Here is a 16,846-nt window from a genome sequence, read left to right as displayed (position 1 = left end):
TGGCGTCTCGCCCGAGCCTCAGTGCGAGGTTCCCTCCGCATAGCCGATCTTGTTGCCGACGTTGTACTTGCCCGACGGCTTGTTCATCGGCAGTCGCTTCACTTCCTCCAGGCTGTGCGCGTCGTAGACCACCAGCGCGCCGTCGCGGTCCCAGACGCTGAGCAGGGCGTAGCGGCCGTCGCGGGTGAACTCGACGTGGCCGGCCACCTTGCCCGGGCTGGGGCGCAGGCGATGGGCGATTTCCAGGGTCTGCTTGTCGATCAGCAGGATCTCGTCGTGTTTCTTGCCAAGGAAGGTATCGGTCCAGGCGTAGGGCGAGTCGGCATGGCTGCGCATGAAGAAGCCGGGGCCGTCGGTGACGATTTCCTTCAACGGCTTCCAGTTTTGCAGGTCGATCACCGAGATCACCCCGCGCCTGATGTTCGGCGTAGCGAACACCCAGCGCCCGTCGCGCTTCCAGTAGATGCCCGAGCCGAGGTGCGGCATGCCCGACAGCGGGATCGAGGCGACCCGCGCGCCGCTGTCCAGCTCGATCACCTCGCCGCCCCTGGCCTGCCGCGAGCTGCCCAGCAGGTAGCGGTAGTCGGGGCTGAAGGAGAAGTCGTCGAGGTAGTCGGCCACCGCCAACCGTTTCGGCGCGACCGGCTTGCCGTTGGCATAGGGCAGCTCCCACAGCTCGTGGACGTCCTTCAGGGCGACCACGAAGCTGTGCCGCGGCGGTGCCGTGTATACCGCGCTGACCCGCGAGGCCTGGCCCTGGGCGTCGGCCGCCGGGATGACCTGCACCAGGGACAGGTCGCGGGCGTCCAGCAGCACCAGGTTGCCGGGCAGGTAGTTGCCCACCAGGACCCAGCGCCCGTCGTCGCTGACCGCCAGGTTGCGCGTGTTGAGGCCGGCGCGGACCTCGGCGACCACCTTCAGGTTGTACAGGTCGTAGAGGGTCACCCAGCCGTCGCGCGAGGCGAAGTACACCAGGCGCCCGTCCGGGGAGAACTTCGGACCACCGTGCAGGGCGTAGCGCGATGGGAAGCGGGCGATGGGCTCGAAGCGATCGCCGTCGAGGATGGTCACGTGGTGGTCGCCGGATTCCACCACCACGAACAGGTTCAGCGGGTCGGCCTCGAAGCGGGGCCTGGACGGCAGGGTGGCGAGGGGATGCGGCTGAACCTGGCTGGCCCGGATGTCCTCGGCGCTCCACTGCGGTTCGCGCGGCGGCGTCTGGTAGAGATAGGCGACCAGGGCGTCCGCCGCGGCGTCGTCCAATTGACCGGCAAAGCCGGCCATCTGGGTTGCCGGGCGACCGTGCAGGATCACCTCGCGGGCCTGCGCCGGCTTCAGCCGCGAAAGGCTTTCCGGGAGCAGGGTCGGGCCGCTGCCGCCGAGCCGCCCGGCGCCGTGGCAGGCCTGGCAGTGCTGGCGGTAGAGCGCTTCCCCCGGCGCTTCGCCGGCCTGTGCGAGGGCGCCGAGGAGCAGGCCGAGGGCGAGGCCGATCAGGCGCATGCGACGGCCTCGCGGCTGACCGGCGAGCCGGCGCCCAGGTATGACGGATGCGCCATCGCGCGCTCGGCGAAGAGCGCCACCACCTGGCCGACGACGATCAGCGTCGGCGGCTTCAACTGGTAGCGCCGCGCCAGCGCCGGCAGCTCGGAAAGGGCGCCGCGGGTCACCTGCTGGCCCGCCTGGGTGCCCTGGCTGACCAGCGCCGCCGGGGTGTCGCTGGCGAGGCCGTGCTCGACCAGGCGCGCGGCGATCTCGGCGAGGTTGCCCAGGCCCATGTAGAACACCAGGGTCTGCTTGCCGCGCGCCAGGCCGGCCCAGTCGAGGTCGAGGCGGCCGTCGTTCTGCAGGTGGCCGGTGACGAAGGTGCAGGACTGGGCGAGGTCGCGGTGGGTCAGCGGGATGCCGGCGTAGGTACTGCAACCGGAGGCGGCGGTGACGCCGGGGACCACCTGGCAGTCGACGCCGGCCTCGAGCAGGCGCTCCAGCTCCTCGGCGCCGCGACCGAAGATGAACGGGTCGCCGCCTTTCAGGCGGACCACCCGGCGTTGCTGCCGGGCCAGGCGCACCAGCAGCTCGTTGATTTCTTCCTGCGGCAGGCTGTGGTGGCCGCAGCGCTTGCCGACGTAGATGCGCTGGCAGCTTTCCGGCAGAAGGGCGATCAGCTCGCGGGCGACCAGGCGGTCGTAGACCACCACCTCGGCCTGTTGCAGCAGGGCCCAGGCGCGCAGGGTGAGCAGGCCCGGATCGCCGGGGCCGGCGCCGACCAGGGCGACGCTGCCGGCAGGGAAATCGACATCGAGGAGGGACGGCGGAATCACGGTAGTGTTCATGAGGCTTTCCTTAGACGGCGTGCAGCGCGATGCGCTCGAGGCCGATTTCCTGATCGCTGAGGTAGCAGCCGGGGTCTTCGCCCCAGAGTTCTCCGCCGGCCCAGGCGCGGGTGCGGGTGTTGCCGTTGCAGATGTCCAGCCAGCGGCATTGGCTGCAGCGCCCGACCACCGGTCGCGGGCGCTGGCGCAGTTGCAGGAGCAGCGGGTCGGGGCGCTCGAACCAGAAGTCGGCGAAGCGCTGATGGCGGATGTTGCCGACGCTGTGGTGCCACCAGTAGCTGTCCGGATGCACCTCGCCGGTGTTGTCGATGTTGGCGATGCCCTCGCCCGAGGCGTTGCCGCCCCAGTCCAGCAGCAGCTCGCAGAGACGCGCCAGTTGCTGCGGGCGGCGGCGCTTGAGCCAGTCGAGGAGAAGGATCGCGTCGGCGTCGTTGTTGCCGGTGACGAAGTCGCTGTCGCGCCCCTGCCGGATGTCCTCGTCGGCCCGTTCGAAGAGCAGCGCGAGGGCCTCGCGGGTGCGCCGGTGGTGGGCGTCGAGGGCGCGGCTGCGGCGGCCGCGGCCACTGTAGTTGAGGTGCGAGAGGTAGAACTTCTGCACGTCGAGTTCGCGCATCAGGTCGAGCAGTGCCGGTAGTTGCGCGGCGTTCTCCTCGGTCAGGGTGGTGCGCATGCCGACGCGGATATCCGCCTCGCGGCACAGGCGCATGGCCGCCAGCGCGGCGTCGAAGCTGCCCTGCTTCTGGCGGAAGCGGTCGTGGGTCTCGCGCAGGCCGTCGAGGCTGATGCCGACGTAGTCGAAGCGGGCCTCGGCGACGCGCTGGATGTTGCCTTCGTCGATCAGCGTACCGTTGCTCGACAGCGCCACGAACATCCCGGCCTGGCGCGCATGGGCGGCGATCTCGAAGAGGTCCGGGTGCATCAGCGGCTCGCCGCCGGAGAGGATCAGCACGCGCACTCCGGCGGCGCGCAGGTCGTCGATGCCGCGAAGGATTTCCGCGGTCTCCAGCTCGCCACGGAAGTCGCTGTCGGCGGAGGTGGAGTAACAGTGCTTGCAGGTCAGGTTGCAGCGCCGCAGCAGGTTCCAGATCACCACCGGGGCGCGCCTGCCGCCGGCGCGGCGCGGCGTCGGCGCGTCCTCGGCGAGGCTGCGCAGGTAATGGCTGATCCTCAGCATGGACGTTCCTCCTTCTGCGCCAGGCGCAGGCCGGTCTTCTTCAGGATGCGGCTGCTCACCAGCATCTCGTCGGCGCGACAGTCCTCGCCGAGCAGCAGGCGGATCTGCTGGCGGTAGCCTTCGATCTCCGCTTCGCTGCGGCCGTGGACCATGGCGAACAGGTTGTAGCGCCACTGCGGCAGATGGCGCGGGCGCCGGTAGCAATGGCTGACGAAGGACAGCCCGCCTACCAGCCGGCCGAGGCGTTCGATGCGTTCGTCGGCGACGTCCCAGACGGTCATGCCGTTGTGCCGGTAGCCAAGGCGATAGTGGTTGGGCACCGCGGCGATGCGCCGGATCACCCCGGCGTCGCGCAGGCGCTTCAGCAGCGCCAGGGTCTCCGCCTCGCTCAGCCGCAGTTGCGCGGCGATCCACGCCCAAGGGTCGGCGACCAGCGGCAGGCCGGCCTGGGTCAGTTCGATCAGGCGGCGGGCGAGCAGGGCGTCAGAGGGGGAAATGCAGGCCGACATGGTAGGTCGCCTCCTTGGGCAGGTCGAGTACCGCCAGCCCGCTCTCGCGCTCCAGCCGTGCGAGGGTCTCGGCGACCTCCGCCGGGCTGTCGCAGGCGACCACCAGCCACATGTTCAGGGCGTGCTCGCGACGGTAGTTGTGGGCGACCTGCGGCCAGCCGGCGAGCAGCGCGGCGATCTCTTCGAAACGCGCCTCCGGCACGCTCATGGCGGCCAGGGTGAAGGCACCGCCGAGGGGCTCGATATCGAACAGCGGACCGAAGCGGGTCAGGGTGCCGTCGTCGAGCAGGTCGTCGAGGCGGCGCAGGATGTCTTCCTCGCGGCAATCCAGCTCGGCGGCGAGCAGCGCGTAGGGATGCGGCTCCAGCGGCAGGCCGTGTTGCAGGCGGTTCAGCAGGCGCCGGTCGAACTCATCCATGGCGGCGCTCCAGGTCGGCCGGCGGCGCGGTGTAGCGGCCGCCGCACTGCTTGTAGGCGCGCAGGCTGAACAGCCAGCGGTGCGGTGTCTGGCGCAGGGCGTGGCGCTCCAGCAGGGCCTCGATCTGGCGTTCCACTTCGCCGCGCTCGCGGCCGTGGATCATGCAAAACAGGTTGTATGGCCACATCGGCAGGCGACGCGGGCGGCGGTAACAGAGCGAGACGATCGTTTCGTGGGCGAGGGCGCGGCCGACGGCGTCGACCTCCGCGTCGGCGACGTCCAGCACCAGCATGGCGTTGGCGGTATAGCCCAGGGCGCGGTGGTGGAGGATCACTCCGAAGCGGCGGAACAGGCCGTCTTCGTCCCAGCGGCGGACCTGTTCCAGCACTTCGTCTTCGCCGGCGCCGATGCGTTCGGCGAGCACCCGGTAGGGCCGGCTGGCCAGCGGCAGGCCCTGTTCCAGCAGGTAGCGCAGGTGTTGCCGCTGCGGCGCGGCGAGGGGTTCGACGGGGTTCATCGGCTGGCCTCCAGGGGAAACGCGAGGTCGATGCAGTAGGCTTCCTGCATCGGCAGGTCGAGGGGTTGCAGGCCGGTGTCGGCGGCGATCTCCGCCAGTACCCGGTCGAGTTGCGCGCGGTCGCCGGCGGTGAGCACGAACCACAGGTTGTAGCGGTGTTCGCGCTGGTAGTTGTGGTTGACCTCGGCGTACTGGCTGATGCGCTCGGCGACCCGTTGCAGACGCTCCTCGGGCACCGCCAGGGCAGCCAGGGTGCTGGCCCCGGCGCGTTGGTGGCGGAGCACCGGGCCGACCCGCGACAACGCGCCGTCGGCTTCCAGGCGACGCAGCCGTTCGAGCACCTCGGCTTCGCTGCAACCCAGGGTCTCGGCCATCCGCCGATAGGGTTCCGCGCAGATCGGCAGGCCTTTCTGGTAGCGGGCGAGGAGGCGGCGGGAGAGGTCGTCCATGGTGCCTCCTAGAGTCCGATGTGCTGGGCGCGGTGGCTGAAGAAGATGCCGCTCGGGCTGCGGGCCGGAAGGCTGCCGATGCGCTTCAGGCGGTACGGGTCCCAGACCTGCAACTGGTCGGCGTCGCGCACCGAGATCCAGACCTGGTCGCCGCGCCCGCTGAATTCCATGTGCAGTACGCCGGGGCCAGGGCGTAGGGTTTCGATCACTTCGTGGGTCTCGCTGTCGATGACCTGCACCTTGTCGTTGTCCGGGTAGGCGAAGTTGACCCAGATCTGCCGGTCGTCCGGTCGAGTCATGACGAACACCGGCTGGCCGGCGACGTCGATGGCGTCGGTCTGCTTCCAGTCGCGCGCGTCGAGCACCAGCACCTGGTGATGGCCGACCGCCGGGACGAAGGCCTGGTCGCTGGCGATGGTCCAGCCCTCCAGGTGCGGCATCTTGTACACCGGCAGCTTGCGTTGGCCGCGGCCGTAGTCGCCGAGTACGCGCCTGACGCCGCGCTCCGGGTGCCAGAGGTCGAGCTGGGCCATGCCGTCCTCGCCGAACAGCCCGGCCATGTAGTAGCGCCCGTCGGGGCTGATGAGGGCGTCGTAGGGTTGCTTGCCGATATCGCGGAAGCGGGTCAGGTGCGGCGTGTCGCCCTGGCTGAAGTCGGCGATCCAGATCTCGCCGCTGTCGAACAGGCTGAACACGAAACGCTGCCCCGGCGCGTCGACCAGGCCGACCACCCGGGAGTTCCTGTCCTGGCCGGGGAGGCGGGTGGCGGGAATCTCGGCGACCAGCTCCAGGGTGCGGCTGTCGAACACCTTGACCCCGCCCGGCTCGTAGTTGGATACCGCGACCAGCCGACCGTCCTGGCTGATCGCTCCGCCGATGCTGTTGCCGCCCTGGATCAGGCGCTTGTCGATGCGCTGGGCCAGCAGGTCGAGCTTGGTCAGGCCGCCGTCGCGACCGAACACGTAGGCGTAGCGCTGGTCGCGGGAGAAAACCAGGGAGGCGTGGGACAGGTCGCCGAGGCCTTCGACCCGCGCCAGCGAGGTCTTCGCCGTGCCGTCGAGGATCTGCACGCTGCCGTCGGCGCGTTCGATCAGCACGCCGAGGTCGCCGCTGCCGCGCAAGGGCGGCTGCTGGCTACAGCCGGCGAGCAGGGCGAGGAAAAGCGGCGCGAGGGGACGCAGGTTCATGGGGCGATCTCTCCTTCGATCAGGCGGTCCACCAGCCAGCCGGCGTCGTCTTCGCTGAGCAGGCCGGCCCAGGGGGGCATCGGGGTTTGCGGACGGCCCATGAGCACGGTGGCGACCAGCGATTCGCGCGGCTTGCCGCGCAGGGCCTCGGGGGTCAGCGCCGGGCCGAGGCCGCCGGTCAGGCGCAGGCCGTGGCAGGAGCCGCAGTCCTGCAACAGCAGGTGACGCAACTGGGCCTGGCGACGGGCATCGGGATGCTCGTCGGCCAGGCCCGGAAGAGGACAGGCGAACGTCAGCGCGAGGGCCAGCCACAAGGCGTGGCTGGCGGCGCGCCGGAAGTCCGGAGGGGCGTTCATTTCTGCGACAGGACCCACTTCGCCAGGGTCTGCGCCTCGTCGTCGCTGACCGCGTTCGGCGGCATCGGGATCGGGCCCCAGACGCCCTGGCTGCCGTTCTTGATCCGCTGCGCGAGTTCCGCTTCGGCGCCGGCCTGGCCGGCGAACTTGGCGGCGACGTCCTTGTAGGCCGGGCCGACCATCTTGGTGTCGATGGCATGGCAGGCCACGCAGCCCTTGTTCTTGAACAGCACTTCGGGGTCTTCGGCCCAGGCGCCCTGGGCGAGCAGGGTGCCGGTGGCGAGCAGCGAAAGCAGTGCGTACGGTTTCATCACGGTTCCTCGTAGGGGGGAGCGTGCGGGGCGTGCCCCGCACGCGGGTCTCAGTACACGTCGTGCTGGGTGTTGTAGACGTTGAACTTGCCGGTCGGGGTGATCAGCCGCGGGTCCTTGACCACGGCCTTGAGCTTCAGGGTCTTGTCGTCCACCACCACCAGCGCGGAGCTGTCGTTCTTGCCGTTCCACACCGAGAACCAGACTTCATCGCCGCGCTTGTTGTACTCGGGCTGCACCACCCGCTTGGCGCCTTCGCCGAGATCGGCCCATTCGGCGATCGGCAGCACCTGGTACTTGGCGTCGAGGTTCTTCAGGTCGAACACCGCGACGCTCTGGCTGATCCTGGCGTCGGGGTTGAAGGTGGTGTCGACGTAGAGGTGCGAGGACTTCGGATGGGTCTTGATGAACAGCGAGCCGCCGCCCTGGCCCTGTAGCTCGGCGACTTTCTTCCAGGCGTACTGCGGATGGTTCTTCGGATCGGTGCCGATCAGCGAGATGCTGCCGTCGCCCAGGTGGCTGGTGCTCCACACCGGGCCGTACTTGGGATGCACGAAGTTGGCGCCACGCCCCGGGTGCGGGGTCTTGCCGACGTCGACCAGGGCTGACAGGCGACGGTCCTTGGAGTCGATCACGGCAACCTTGTTGGAGTTGTTGGCGGCGGTCATGAAGTAGCGGTGGCTGCTGTCCCAGCCGCCGTCGTGGAGGAACGGCGCCGCGCCGATGCTGGTGATGGTGAGGTTGTCGATGTCCTTGTAGTTGACCAGCAGGACCTTGCCGGTCTCCTTCACGTTGACGATGAACTCGGGGTGCTCGTGGGAGGCGATGATCGCCGCCACGCGCGGTTCCGGGTGGTAGGTCTGGGTGTCTACGGTCATGCCGCGGGTGGAGACGATCTGCTTCGGTTCCAGGGTCTCGCCGTCCATGATCGCGAACTGCGGCGGCCAGTAGGCGCCGGCGATGGTGTAGCGGTCCTCGTAGCCCTTGAACTTGGAGCTTTCCACCGAGCGCGCCTCGATGCCGATCTTGATCTCGGCGACCTTGGTCGGCTCCTTGGCCCACAGGTCGATCATGTCGATCCGCGCGTCGCGGCCGATCACCAGCAGGTAGCGGCCGGAAGCGGACATCCGCGAGATGTGCACGGCGTAGCCGGTATCGATGACCTTGACGATCTTCTTGCTGTCGCCGTCGACCAGGGCGATCTGCCCGGCGTCGCGCAGGGTCACCGAGAACAGGTTGGGCAGGTCGAGGTCGTTGAGCTGTTTCTTCGGCCGGTCCTCCGGCTTCACCAGCACCTTCCACGATTCGCGCATCTCCGGCATGCCCCACTCCGGCGGTTGCGGCGGGGTGTGCTGGATGTACTTGGCCATCAGGGTGATCTGTTCCTTGCTCAGCTCGCCGGAGCTGCCCCAGTTCGGCATGCCCAGCGGGGTGCCGTAGGTGATCAGCGCTTCCAGGTATTGCTGGCCGCGTTGCTGGGTGATGTCCGGGGTCAGCGGCTTGCCGGTGGCGCCCTTGCGCAGGACGCCGTGGCAACCGGCGCAGCGTTGGAAGTAGATCTGCTTGGCCTCGTTGAACTCGCTTTCACTCATGTCGGGGGCACCGTTGGTGCGCACCACGTGAGCGGGATCGACGGCGGAAGCGGCACCCTGGTATTGCTCGGCGGCTTTCATGTCGTCCTTGGCGTGAGCGGTGGCCAGGCCCAGCAGCGTCAGCGAGGCGAGCAAGGTGCCCACCAGTGGCTTGCCAAATGGCATGGTCTATCTCCTCAGGAGCCCTGCGAGGCGCTCCCTTAGCAGTGTTTTGGGGGTGGCTGCGTCGGGAACTCCCGGGAATTCATGGCGCGAAAGGATCATAGAAAGCAGGGTCTTTACCCTTGCTTGACCGGAATCAAGATTGCGTTGCTTTGCGCTTGTGGCACCTTCCAACTGTGAATAGCGTGCGGTCCTAATCCCTAGCGCAGGAGTAGGACATGCGGGACGCGACACCCTTCTACGAGGCCACCGGCCATGAGATCGAAGTCTTCGAGCGCGCCTGGCGGCACGGCCTGCCGGTATTGCTCAAGGGCCCCACCGGTTGCGGCAAGACCCGCTTCGTCCAGTACATGGCGCGGCGCCTGGAACTGCCGCTGTACAGCGTCGCCTGCCACGACGACCTGGGCGCCGCCGACCTGCTCGGCCGCCATCTGATCGGCGCCGACGGCACCTGGTGGCAGGACGGCCCGCTGACCCGCGCAGTGCGCGAAGGCGGTATCTGCTACCTGGACGAAGTGGTGGAGGCGCGCCAGGACACCACGGTCGCCATCCACCCGCTGGCCGACGACCGCCGCGAGCTGTACCTGGAGCGCACCGGCGAGACGTTGCAGGCGCCGCCTTCGTTCATGCTGGTGGTGTCCTACAACCCCGGCTACCAGAACCTGCTCAAGGGCCTGAAGCCCAGCACCCGGCAGCGTTTCGTCGCGTTGCGCTTCGACTACCCGGCGGCGCAGCAGGAGGCACGCATCCTGGTCGGCGAAAGCGGTTGCGCCGAGGCCCTGGCGCAGCGCCTGGTGCAGTTGGGCCAGGCGCTGCGGCGGCTGGAGCAGCACGACCTGGAGGAAGTCGCCTCGACCCGCCTGCTGATCTTCGCCGCGCGCCTCATCGGCGACGGCATGGACCCGCGCGAGGCGTGCCGGGTGGCGCTGGCCGAACCGCTCTCGGACGACCCGGCGACGGTGGCGGCGCTGATGGACATCGTCGATCTCCATGTCGCCTGATACCGTCGAGCGGCGCCTGCCCGGCGACCTGGCGATGTGGTTCTTCATCCTCGCCGAACTCAGCGTGTTCAGCCTGCTGCTGCTGGCGTTCGCCGGCGCCCAGGCCTGGCAGCCGGAGCTGTTCCGTGCCGGCCGGGAGCAACTGGATAGCCGCTGGGGCCTGTTGCTGACCGTGGCCCTGCTCAGCTCCGGCTGGCTCGCCGCGCTGGCGGTGCACGCGGTGCGCCGCGGACGGCCGCGCCAGGCGAGCGGCTGGTTGCTGGCGGCGCTGCTGCTGGCGCTGGTCTATGTCGGCCTGAAGTTGCACGAGTACGGGCGGCTCGCCGACCTCGGCCTGGACATCGAGCACGACACTTTCTTCACCCTCTACTGGTGCCTGACCGGTTTCCATTTCCTCCACGTCCTGCTCGGCCTGCTGATCCTCGGCTGGCTGGCGCAGGCCTGCTGGCGCCGGTGTTATACGCCGCAGGCTTGCTCGGGACTGGAGTCGGGAGTGCTCTACTGGCACATGGTCGACCTGGTCTGGGTGCTGCTGTTCCCGCTGGTCTACGTCCTGCAATGAGGTGCCGATGCGAACCCTGACCCTCTGCTGGCTGGCGTTGCTGGCGCTGGCCGTGGCCGGCGTGCTGCTGGGCGGCGCCGGCGACTCTCCCTGGCTGCTGGCGGCGGTGCTGGCCTGCGCGGTGGCCAAGGGCTGGCTGATCGGCGAGCGCTTCATGGAGCTGGCCCATGCCCCGGCGCTATGGCGCCGCCTGCTGCTGGCCTGGCCGCTGCTGATGGCCCTGGCGGTGGGCGCTGCGCTGTACCTGGCGCGGATGAATAACTGAGTAAATCGTTCGGGAATCTTGATTGCCATCAAGCGGGTTCGCCGCCGCCGCTTCCTAGAATCGCCGCACCACCCATTCCAGGAGGCCGCATGTCCGAGACCTTTACCAAAGGCATGGCCAGGAACATCTATTTCGGCGGGAGTGTGTTCTTCATCCTGCTGTTCCTGGCCCTGACCTACCACACCGAGAAGACCCTGCCCGAGCGCACCAACGAGGCCGCGATGAGCGCCGCGGTGGTGCGCGGCAAGCTGGTCTGGGAGCAGAACAACTGCGTCGGCTGCCACACCCTGCTCGGCGAGGGCGCCTACTTCGCGCCGGAGCTGGGCAACGTGGTCGGACGCCGTGGCGGCGAGGAGGGCTTCAACACCTTCCTCCAGGCCTGGATGAAGATCCAGCCGCTGAACGTGCCGGGCCGCCGCGCCATGCCGCAGTTCCATCTCAGCGAGGGCCAGGTCGACGACCTGGCCGAGTTCCTCAAGTGGAGCTCGAAGATCGATACCAACCAATGGCCGCCGAACAAGGAGGGTTGATGATGTCGCCCAATGGCTCCCTGAAATTCGCCTCGCAGGCGGTCGCCAAACCCTACTTCGTGTTCGCCCTGATCCTCTTCGTCGGGCAGATCCTGTTCGGCCTGATCATGGGCCTGCAGTACGTGGTCGGCGACTTCCTGTTCCCGGCGATCCCCTTCAACGTCGCGCGCATGGTGCACACCAACCTGCTGATCGTCTGGCTGCTGTTCGGCTTCATGGGCGCTGCCTACTACCTGGTGCCGGAGGAGAGCGACTGCGAGCTGTACAGCCCGAAGCTGGCCTGGATCCTGTTCTGGGTATTCGCCGCCGCCGGCGTGCTGACCATCCTCGGCTACCTGCTGGTGCCCTACGCCGGCCTGGCCAGGCTCACCGGCAACGAACTGTGGCCGACCATGGGCCGCGAGTTCCTCGAACAGCCGACCATCAGCAAGGCGGGCATCGTGATCGTCGCCCTGGGCTTCCTGTTCAACGTCGGCATGACCGTGCTGCGCGGGCGCAAGACCGCCATCAGCATGGTCCTGATGACCGGCCTGATCGGCCTCGCCCTGCTGTTCCTGTTCTCCTTCTACAACCCGGAAAACCTCACCCGCGACAAGTTCTACTGGTGGTGGGTGGTGCACCTGTGGGTGGAAGGCGTGTGGGAACTGATCATGGGTGCGATCCTCGCCTTCGTGCTGGTGAAGATCACCGGGGTCGACCGCGAGGTGATCGAGAAGTGGCTCTACGTGATCATCGCCATGGCGCTGATCAGCGGCATCATCGGCACCGGCCACCACTACTTCTGGATCGGCGTGCCCGGCTACTGGCTGTGGCTCGGCTCGGTATTCTCGGCGCTGGAGCCGCTGCCGTTCTTCGCCATGGTGCTGTTCGCCTTCAACACCATCAACCGCCGCCGCCGCGACTATCCGAACCGCGCGGTCGCGCTGTGGGCCATGGGCACCACAGTGATGGCCTTCCTCGGCGCGGGAGTGTGGGGCTTCATGCATACCCTGGCGCCGGTCAACTACTACACCCACGGCACCCAGCTCACCGCCGCCCACGGCCACATGGCCTTCTATGGCGCCTACGCGATGATCGTGATGACCATCATCTCCTACGCCATGCCGCGCCTGCGCGGGATCGGCGAGGCGATGGACAACCGCTCGCAGGTCCTGGAGATGTGGGGCTTCTGGCTGATGACCGTGGCGATGGTGTTCATCACCCTGTTCCTCTCCGCGGCCGGGGTGCTGCAGGTCTGGCTGCAACGGATGCCGGCGGACGGCGCGGCGATGACCTTCATGGCCACCCAGGACCAGCTGGCGATCTTCTACTGGCTGCGCGAAGGCGCCGGGGTGGTGTTCCTCATCGGCCTGGTCGCCTACCTGCTGAGCTTCCGGCGCGGCAAGGCGGCCGCCTGAGATGGCCTTCGCCGTCGAGCTGGAGGAATGGGTCGGCGCCCACTGGCACCGCTTCATCACCCGCCATGCCAGCGGCGAGTTCGAGGCGGCGCGGGTGACCCTGGAGAGCATGCGGCGTCCGCTCGGCATGCTCTTCCGGGCGCTCGGCGGCGCACCGGGGGTAGCCCTCGAGGCGACCCCGGCGCGCCGCCTGCTGCTACGCCGCACCTGGTTGCAGCGGGTCGCCGGGACCTGCGAGCAGGCCCCGGTGTCCTGGTTCAACGGCGACAGCCTGCGCCTGCCGGAATCCCTCGCGGTCTATCCGCAGGCCGAGCTGAACCGCGAACTGTATCGCTGGCTGGCGCTGCTGGCGGCCAGCGCCGGGCCGCTGCGGCACTGGGCCCAGGACAACCAGCGCTGGGCGCGGCAGTTGCTCGATGCCTATCCGGCGCTGCGCCCGCGCTACGCCCGGCTGGTCGCCGCGCATCTGCGCCAGCGCCCGTCGCTGGACGATTGCCCGGCGGCAGACGCCGAACTGGAAATCGCCCTGCGCCGCGCGCTTGCCGAGCCGGGCAGTGTCGAGCGCTTCCCGCGAGTCGAGCGGGCGCCCTGGCCGGTGCCGCTGTGGCTGTATCCCGGCGAGCGCTGGACGCCTTCCGCCAGCGCGGAGGACGGCGAGGAAGCGGCCGCCGGCGCCGGCAAGCGCCAGGTCGCCCGCAGCGGAGCGCGCAAGCGCGCCGAGCGCGTCGAGGAGCGCGACAGCGAGCGCAACCTGCTGCTGTTCCGCCTGGAAAGCCTGCTCAGTTGGTCGGAGCACCTGGCCCTGGACCGCTGTAGCGACGACGAGGACGACCCGGACGGCGCGCGCGTCGCCGAAGACCTCGACTACCTGTCGCTGTCGCGCCAGCGCACGCAGAAGGGCGGCGGCCTGCGCCTGGATCTCGACCTGCCGGCCGCCGACTACGATGACCTGCCGCTCGGCCCCGGGCTGAAGCTGCCCGAGTGGGACTATCGGCAGCAGCGCCTGCTGAGCGACCACGTGCTGCTGCAACCGATGCGGCCGCGCGGCGCGACCAGCGCCAGCCTGCCGGCGCACCTGGAGAAGACCGCGCTGCATCTGCGCCGCCAGTTCGCCTGCCTGCGCGACGGCCGCCAACGCCTGCGCCAGCAGCCGCAGGGCGACGAGATCGACCTCGATGCCTGGCTCGACTTCCAGGTCGAGCGGCGGCGCGGCGGTTCCACCCAGCCAGGCCTGTTCCTCGAACAGCGGCCGCGCCGGCGCGACCTCGCCTGCCTGTTGCTGGCGGACCTGTCGATGTCCACCGAAGCCTACCTCGACGACCAGCGGCGGGTGATCGACAGCATCGTCGACAGCCTGCTGCTGTTCGGCGAGGCGTTGCAGGCGCTGGGGGACCCCTTCGCGCTGTACGGGTTTTCCTCGGTGCGCCGGCAGCAGGTGCGCTGGCAGGTGCTGAAGGATTTCGACGAAGGCTACGGCGGCGAGGTCCGCGGTCGCGTGCTGGCGCTCTCGCCGGGCTACTACACGCGGATGGGCGCGGCGATCCGCCGGGCCAGCCAGGTGCTCGGCGGGCAGCCGCAGAAGCGTCGCCTGCTGTTGCTGTTGAGCGACGGCAAGCCCAACGACCTGGACCGCTACGAGGGCCGCTACGGCATCGAGGACACCCGCCAGGCGGTGATCGAGGCGCGCAGCCAGGGACTGGTGCCGTTCTGCATCACCATCGACAAGGAGGCGGCGGACTACCTGCCCTACCTGTTCGGCGCCGACGGCTTCGCGCTGGTCGAGCGCGCCGGGCAGTTGCCCGAGCGCCTGCTCCAGCTCTATCGGCGCCTGCGCCGCTGAGAGGCCTCAGGGAACATCGCGCGGCAGCCAGAGCATCATGCCCAGGCAGAACAGCGCCAGCCCGACGCAGAACCAGGCGAAGCGCCGCTGCCGGCGACCCTGGAGCTGGCGCTGGGAAGCGCTGGGCAGTGGCATGCCGCACTGTTCGCAGGCGCTTTCCGCGCCTTCGGTTTCATGGAGGCAATACAGGCATTGGCGCATGGGCGTTCTCGCGGGCTCGACCCCGCCAGCTTGCCGGTGGACGGGCCGTGGCGCGCTTGACCGCGATCAAGCGGCGGGGCTGTTCACTCGAAGCACTCCAGGCGTTCGCGGTCGAGGATGCTGATTTCGCGGCCGTCGAGGCGGATGATGCCCTCGTCGCCGAGGCGGTGCATGATCCGCGAGAAGGTTTCCGGCTGGATCGACAGGTGACCGGCCACCAGTTGCTTGGCCACCGGGATTTCCACCCGGCAGTTCTCCCCCGGCGCGTGAGCGGCGAGGGTCAGCAGGTAGCGCACCACGCGGTGGGTGGCGTTCTTCAGGGAAAGCGTCTCGATCTCGTCGATGCGCTGGTGCAGGCGGGTGCTGAGCTTGGCCAGCAGGGCCAGGGCCAACGGGGTGTTGTCCTGCAACTGGCGCAGGTAGGCCTTGTTGGAGAAACGGAACAGCTGGCTGGGTACCACGGCCTGGGCGGTGGCCACGTAGTTCGGGGTGTCCATGAACATCATCGCCTCGGCGAAGGTGTTGCGTTCGTTGGTCACTTCGAGAATCTTCTCCTGGCCTTCCGGGGTCAGCCGGTAGATCTTCACGCAGCCGGAAATCAGGTAGTAGAAGGCGTGCGCCGGCTCGCCCTGGCGGAACACGTAGGCGCCCTTGTCGAGGTTGACCAGGTCGCTGCTGGCGAGCAGTTCCTGGAGCTGGACGGGAGAAAGCGGTTCGAACAGGTGGTGGCTTTGCAGCAACTGCTGGTGGACGCGCTGGAATTCCATGCTGGGAAGGCTCGCGATGATGAGGGGACTGGCCACTGTAGCGGGCCCGGCGCAGATCATCTTGACGCACGGCAAGCTCGCGGCGGCTGGGTGTTGCCGTCGGTCCGGCGAGCGGAACTATTACAGCGTGTAAGCCAAGGCTTACAAACGGCGGTGGTTTTGGCTGCTTTCTCCCCCTCGCGGAGATGCGTAATCTTCAAACCGTCAGGACATTGCGCAGGAAGCGCCAAAGACAATACGGAAACTCAGGGAATCCACCATGGATGGTGGCGTAGCACGGATGTCAGGATAGAGGTCTGCAAAACCCCGCCCAAAAGGCGGGGTTTTTTATTGCCCGAGGAAAACCGCGTCGCTCAGACCACGCCTTCCAGCAGCGAGCGCAGCAGCTCGACGCTGGCGTGCTGGCGTTGCGCGTCGCGGTAGACCAGGCCGACCTTCAGCGGGATGCGCGGTTCGCTGAGCGGTTTCCACAGCAGCCGCTGGTTCGAGTGCATCTGCCGTGCCTTGCCCGGTAGAACGGTGGCGAAGCGGGTCTGCGGCAGGCTGTCGAGAATCCCGCTCATGTGGTTCAGTTCCGCCTGCACCCGCGGCCGCCGGCCGATCGCGGCGAGTTGCTCCTGCCAGATCTGGCGCGCACGGAACTCCTCGCCGAGCAGCAGCATCGGCAACTCCGCGGCCTGGGCCAGGGACACCTTCCTGAATTCCTTCAACGGGTGTTCCTCGGGGATCACCAACTGCAATTCGTCCTCGTACAGCTCGACGCTGTGCAGGCCCGGCTGGCGCGGCGGCAGGAAACCGATGCCGATGTCCAGGTTGCCGGTGAGCAGGCGCCGCTCGATGTCGATTCCCGACAGTTCGTAGATCTGCACCCGCAGGTGCGGCTGCGCGGCATGCAGGCGTTCGACCATGTACGGCACCAGGCTGGCGTTGACCGTCTGCAGCACGCCGATCGCCAGGCTGCGCGGGGTCTGCCCGCGGAATACGCGCATCGCCTCGCGGGCCCTTTCCAATCCCTCCAGCAGCGGTACCGCATGGTTGTACAGGGTGTGGGCGGCGACGGTCGGCAGCAGGCGCTTGCCGCTGCGCTGGAACAGCGAGACGTCGAGGTTCTGCTCCAACTGGCGGATCTGCTGCGAGAGGGCCGGTTGCGACAGGGCCAGGCGTTCGGCGGCGCGGCCGACGTGGCCTTCTTCGTAGAGCGCGACGAAATAGCGGAGTTGGCGAAAATCCATAAGCTGTTCTTATCGATGAAACTGGAAAATCGAAATGGAGTGGGTC

At 68.4% G+C, this 16,846-nt stretch carries 20 protein-coding genes; 6 read left to right on the top strand and 14 right to left on the bottom strand.

Going from position 1 to position 16,846, the window contains the following annotated elements; translation table 11 throughout:
- Positions 1–18 precede the first annotated feature (18 nt).
- The 11 genes from nirN to nirS are packed head-to-tail and all read right to left on the bottom strand — an operon-like array spanning position 19 to position 9,008.
- A complete protein-coding gene (gene nirN, locus FOC67_RS23420) occupies positions 19–1,500 on the bottom strand; it encodes a dihydro-heme d1 dehydrogenase (protein WP_009315111.1) in 1,482 nt (493 codons plus the stop codon).
- Positions 1,491–2,330 carry a uroporphyrinogen-III C-methyltransferase gene (gene cobA, locus FOC67_RS23415; protein ID WP_003137316.1) on the bottom strand — a complete coding sequence of 280 codons (840 nt, stop codon included), beginning with the start codon at positions 2,328–2,330 and terminating at the stop codon, positions 1,491–1,493. Before cobA ends, nirN begins: the two co-directional genes overlap by 10 nt.
- Positions 2,331–2,340: 10 nt before the next feature.
- Positions 2,341–3,504: a heme d1 biosynthesis radical SAM protein NirJ gene (gene nirJ, locus FOC67_RS23410; RefSeq protein WP_003106109.1), complete on the bottom strand. Its 1,164-nt coding sequence runs from the start codon at positions 3,502–3,504 to the stop codon at positions 2,341–2,343.
- Positions 3,498–4,013: an Lrp/AsnC family transcriptional regulator gene (locus FOC67_RS23405; RefSeq protein WP_003084858.1), complete on the bottom strand. Its 516-nt coding sequence runs from the start codon at positions 4,011–4,013 to the stop codon at positions 3,498–3,500. Before FOC67_RS23405 ends, nirJ begins: the two co-directional genes overlap by 7 nt.
- Entirely contained in the window at positions 3,988–4,431 is a 444-nt protein-coding gene (locus tag FOC67_RS23400) for an Lrp/AsnC family transcriptional regulator (protein WP_003084860.1), read from the bottom strand. The genes FOC67_RS23405 and FOC67_RS23400 overlap by 26 nt, the downstream gene beginning before the upstream one ends.
- The gene (locus tag FOC67_RS23395; RefSeq protein ID WP_003111534.1) at positions 4,424–4,948 is read right to left on the bottom strand and encodes an Lrp/AsnC family transcriptional regulator; all 525 of its coding nucleotides are present in this window, start codon (positions 4,946–4,948) and stop codon (positions 4,424–4,426) included. The genes FOC67_RS23400 and FOC67_RS23395 overlap by 8 nt, the downstream gene beginning before the upstream one ends.
- Positions 4,945–5,397, bottom strand: a complete 453-nt coding sequence (locus FOC67_RS23390) for an AsnC family transcriptional regulator (protein ID WP_003084864.1) — start codon at positions 5,395–5,397, stop codon at positions 4,945–4,947. Before FOC67_RS23390 ends, FOC67_RS23395 begins: the two co-directional genes overlap by 4 nt.
- An 8-nt stretch (positions 5,398–5,405) precedes the next feature.
- Entirely contained in the window at positions 5,406–6,584 is a 1,179-nt protein-coding gene (nirF, locus tag FOC67_RS23385) for a heme d1 biosynthesis protein NirF (RefSeq protein ID WP_003084866.1), read from the bottom strand.
- A complete protein-coding gene (gene nirC / locus FOC67_RS23380; protein ID WP_003084870.1) occupies positions 6,581–6,940 on the bottom strand; it encodes a cytochrome c55X in 360 nt (119 codons plus the stop codon). The genes nirF and nirC overlap by 4 nt, the downstream gene beginning before the upstream one ends.
- Entirely contained in the window at positions 6,937–7,251 is a 315-nt protein-coding gene (gene nirM / locus FOC67_RS23375) for a cytochrome C-551 (protein ID WP_003084872.1), read from the bottom strand. The genes nirC and nirM overlap by 4 nt, the downstream gene beginning before the upstream one ends.
- A gap of 50 nt (positions 7,252–7,301) precedes the next feature.
- Positions 7,302–9,008, bottom strand: a complete 1,707-nt coding sequence (gene nirS, locus FOC67_RS23370; protein WP_009315122.1) for a nitrite reductase — start codon at positions 9,006–9,008, stop codon at positions 7,302–7,304.
- 215 nt (positions 9,009–9,223) lie between these two features.
- On the opposite strand from nirS, the gene nirQ reads away from it, so the two are divergent.
- The 6 genes from nirQ (at position 9,224) to FOC67_RS23340 (ending at position 14,600) form a co-directional block, all read left to right on the top strand.
- Positions 9,224–10,006, top strand: coding sequence for a transcriptional regulator NirQ (gene nirQ, locus FOC67_RS23365; RefSeq protein ID WP_003084875.1), 783 nt, complete (start codon positions 9,224–9,226; stop codon positions 10,004–10,006).
- Between the two features lie 34 nt (positions 10,007–10,040).
- A complete protein-coding gene (locus FOC67_RS23360; protein WP_003118864.1) occupies positions 10,041–10,568 on the top strand; it encodes a cytochrome c oxidase subunit 3 in 528 nt (175 codons plus the stop codon).
- Between the two features lie 7 nt (positions 10,569–10,575).
- Complete coding sequence (locus FOC67_RS23355) at positions 10,576–10,833, top strand: cytochrome C oxidase subunit IV family protein (protein WP_003084879.1); 258 nt, start codon at positions 10,576–10,578, stop codon at positions 10,831–10,833.
- 89 nt (positions 10,834–10,922) lie between these two features.
- Complete coding sequence (gene norC / locus FOC67_RS23350; RefSeq protein ID WP_003084881.1) at positions 10,923–11,363, top strand: nitric oxide reductase subunit NorC; 441 nt, start codon at positions 10,923–10,925, stop codon at positions 11,361–11,363.
- Complete coding sequence (norB, locus tag FOC67_RS23345) at positions 11,363–12,760, top strand: nitric-oxide reductase subunit NorB (RefSeq protein WP_003084883.1); 1,398 nt, start codon at positions 11,363–11,365, stop codon at positions 12,758–12,760. Before norC ends, norB begins: the two co-directional genes overlap by 1 nt.
- A gap of 1 nt (position 12,761) precedes the next feature.
- Positions 12,762–14,600: a nitric oxide reductase activation protein NorD gene (locus tag FOC67_RS23340; protein WP_003117939.1), complete on the top strand. Its 1,839-nt coding sequence runs from the start codon at positions 12,762–12,764 to the stop codon at positions 14,598–14,600.
- A 6-nt stretch (positions 14,601–14,606) separates the two neighbouring features.
- Here FOC67_RS23340 and FOC67_RS23335 read toward each other — a convergent pair whose 3' ends face one another.
- The 3 genes from FOC67_RS23335 to FOC67_RS23325 all read right to left on the bottom strand — a co-directional run bounded on the left by FOC67_RS23335 (position 14,607) and on the right by FOC67_RS23325 (position 16,800).
- Positions 14,607–14,801, bottom strand: a complete 195-nt coding sequence (locus tag FOC67_RS23335; RefSeq protein WP_003084889.1) for a hypothetical protein — start codon at positions 14,799–14,801, stop codon at positions 14,607–14,609.
- Positions 14,802–14,884: 83 nt separating this feature from the next.
- Positions 14,885–15,568: a transcriptional regulator Dnr gene (gene dnr / locus FOC67_RS23330; protein WP_003084891.1), complete on the bottom strand. Its 684-nt coding sequence runs from the start codon at positions 15,566–15,568 to the stop codon at positions 14,885–14,887.
- Positions 15,569–15,921: 353 nt separating this feature from the next.
- Entirely contained in the window at positions 15,922–16,800 is an 879-nt protein-coding gene (locus tag FOC67_RS23325) for a LysR family transcriptional regulator (RefSeq protein WP_003084893.1), read from the bottom strand.
- Positions 16,801–16,846 lie beyond the last annotated feature (46 nt).

Origin of the sequence: Pseudomonas sp. FDAARGOS_761, assembly GCF_013343155.1 — a bacterium.
Classification (GTDB): Bacteria; Pseudomonadota; Gammaproteobacteria; order Pseudomonadales; family Pseudomonadaceae; genus Pseudomonas; species Pseudomonas aeruginosa.
This window is presented reverse-complemented; position numbering and strand designations above follow the sequence as displayed.

Bases quoted from the DNA above. Each gene is read 5' to 3' on its own strand.
- nirN (WP_009315111.1), bottom strand. From the start codon at position 1,500: ATGCGCCTGATCGGCCTCGCCCTCGGCCTGCTCCTCGGCGCCCTCGCA.
- cobA (WP_003137316.1), bottom strand. From the start codon at position 2,330: ATGAACACTACCGTGATTCCGCCGTCCCTCCTCGATGTCGATTTCCCT.
- nirJ (WP_003106109.1), bottom strand. From the start codon at position 3,504: ATGCTGAGGATCAGCCATTACCTGCGCAGCCTCGCCGAGGACGCGCCG.
- FOC67_RS23405 (WP_003084858.1), bottom strand. From the start codon at position 4,013: ATGTCGGCCTGCATTTCCCCCTCTGACGCCCTGCTCGCCCGCCGCCTG.
- FOC67_RS23400 (WP_003084860.1), bottom strand. From the start codon at position 4,431: ATGGATGAGTTCGACCGGCGCCTGCTGAACCGCCTGCAACACGGCCTG.
- FOC67_RS23395 (WP_003111534.1), bottom strand. From the start codon at position 4,948: ATGAACCCCGTCGAACCCCTCGCCGCGCCGCAGCGGCAACACCTGCGC.
- FOC67_RS23390 (WP_003084864.1), bottom strand. From the start codon at position 5,397: ATGGACGACCTCTCCCGCCGCCTCCTCGCCCGCTACCAGAAAGGCCTG.
- nirF (WP_003084866.1), bottom strand. From the start codon at position 6,584: ATGAACCTGCGTCCCCTCGCGCCGCTTTTCCTCGCCCTGCTCGCCGGC.
- nirC (WP_003084870.1), bottom strand. From the start codon at position 6,940: ATGAACGCCCCTCCGGACTTCCGGCGCGCCGCCAGCCACGCCTTGTGG.
- nirM (WP_003084872.1), bottom strand. From the start codon at position 7,251: ATGAAACCGTACGCACTGCTTTCGCTGCTCGCCACCGGCACCCTGCTC.
- nirS (WP_009315122.1), bottom strand. From the start codon at position 9,008: ATGCCATTTGGCAAGCCACTGGTGGGCACCTTGCTCGCCTCGCTGACG.
- nirQ (WP_003084875.1), top strand. From the start codon at position 9,224: ATGCGGGACGCGACACCCTTCTACGAGGCCACCGGCCATGAGATCGAA.
- FOC67_RS23360 (WP_003118864.1), top strand. From the start codon at position 10,041: ATGTGGTTCTTCATCCTCGCCGAACTCAGCGTGTTCAGCCTGCTGCTG.
- FOC67_RS23355 (WP_003084879.1), top strand. From the start codon at position 10,576: ATGCGAACCCTGACCCTCTGCTGGCTGGCGTTGCTGGCGCTGGCCGTG.
- norC (WP_003084881.1), top strand. From the start codon at position 10,923: ATGTCCGAGACCTTTACCAAAGGCATGGCCAGGAACATCTATTTCGGC.
- norB (WP_003084883.1), top strand. From the start codon at position 11,363: ATGATGTCGCCCAATGGCTCCCTGAAATTCGCCTCGCAGGCGGTCGCC.
- FOC67_RS23340 (WP_003117939.1), top strand. From the start codon at position 12,762: ATGGCCTTCGCCGTCGAGCTGGAGGAATGGGTCGGCGCCCACTGGCAC.
- FOC67_RS23335 (WP_003084889.1), bottom strand. From the start codon at position 14,801: ATGCGCCAATGCCTGTATTGCCTCCATGAAACCGAAGGCGCGGAAAGC.
- dnr (WP_003084891.1), bottom strand. From the start codon at position 15,568: ATGGAATTCCAGCGCGTCCACCAGCAGTTGCTGCAAAGCCACCACCTG.
- FOC67_RS23325 (WP_003084893.1), bottom strand. From the start codon at position 16,800: ATGGATTTTCGCCAACTCCGCTATTTCGTCGCGCTCTACGAAGAAGGC.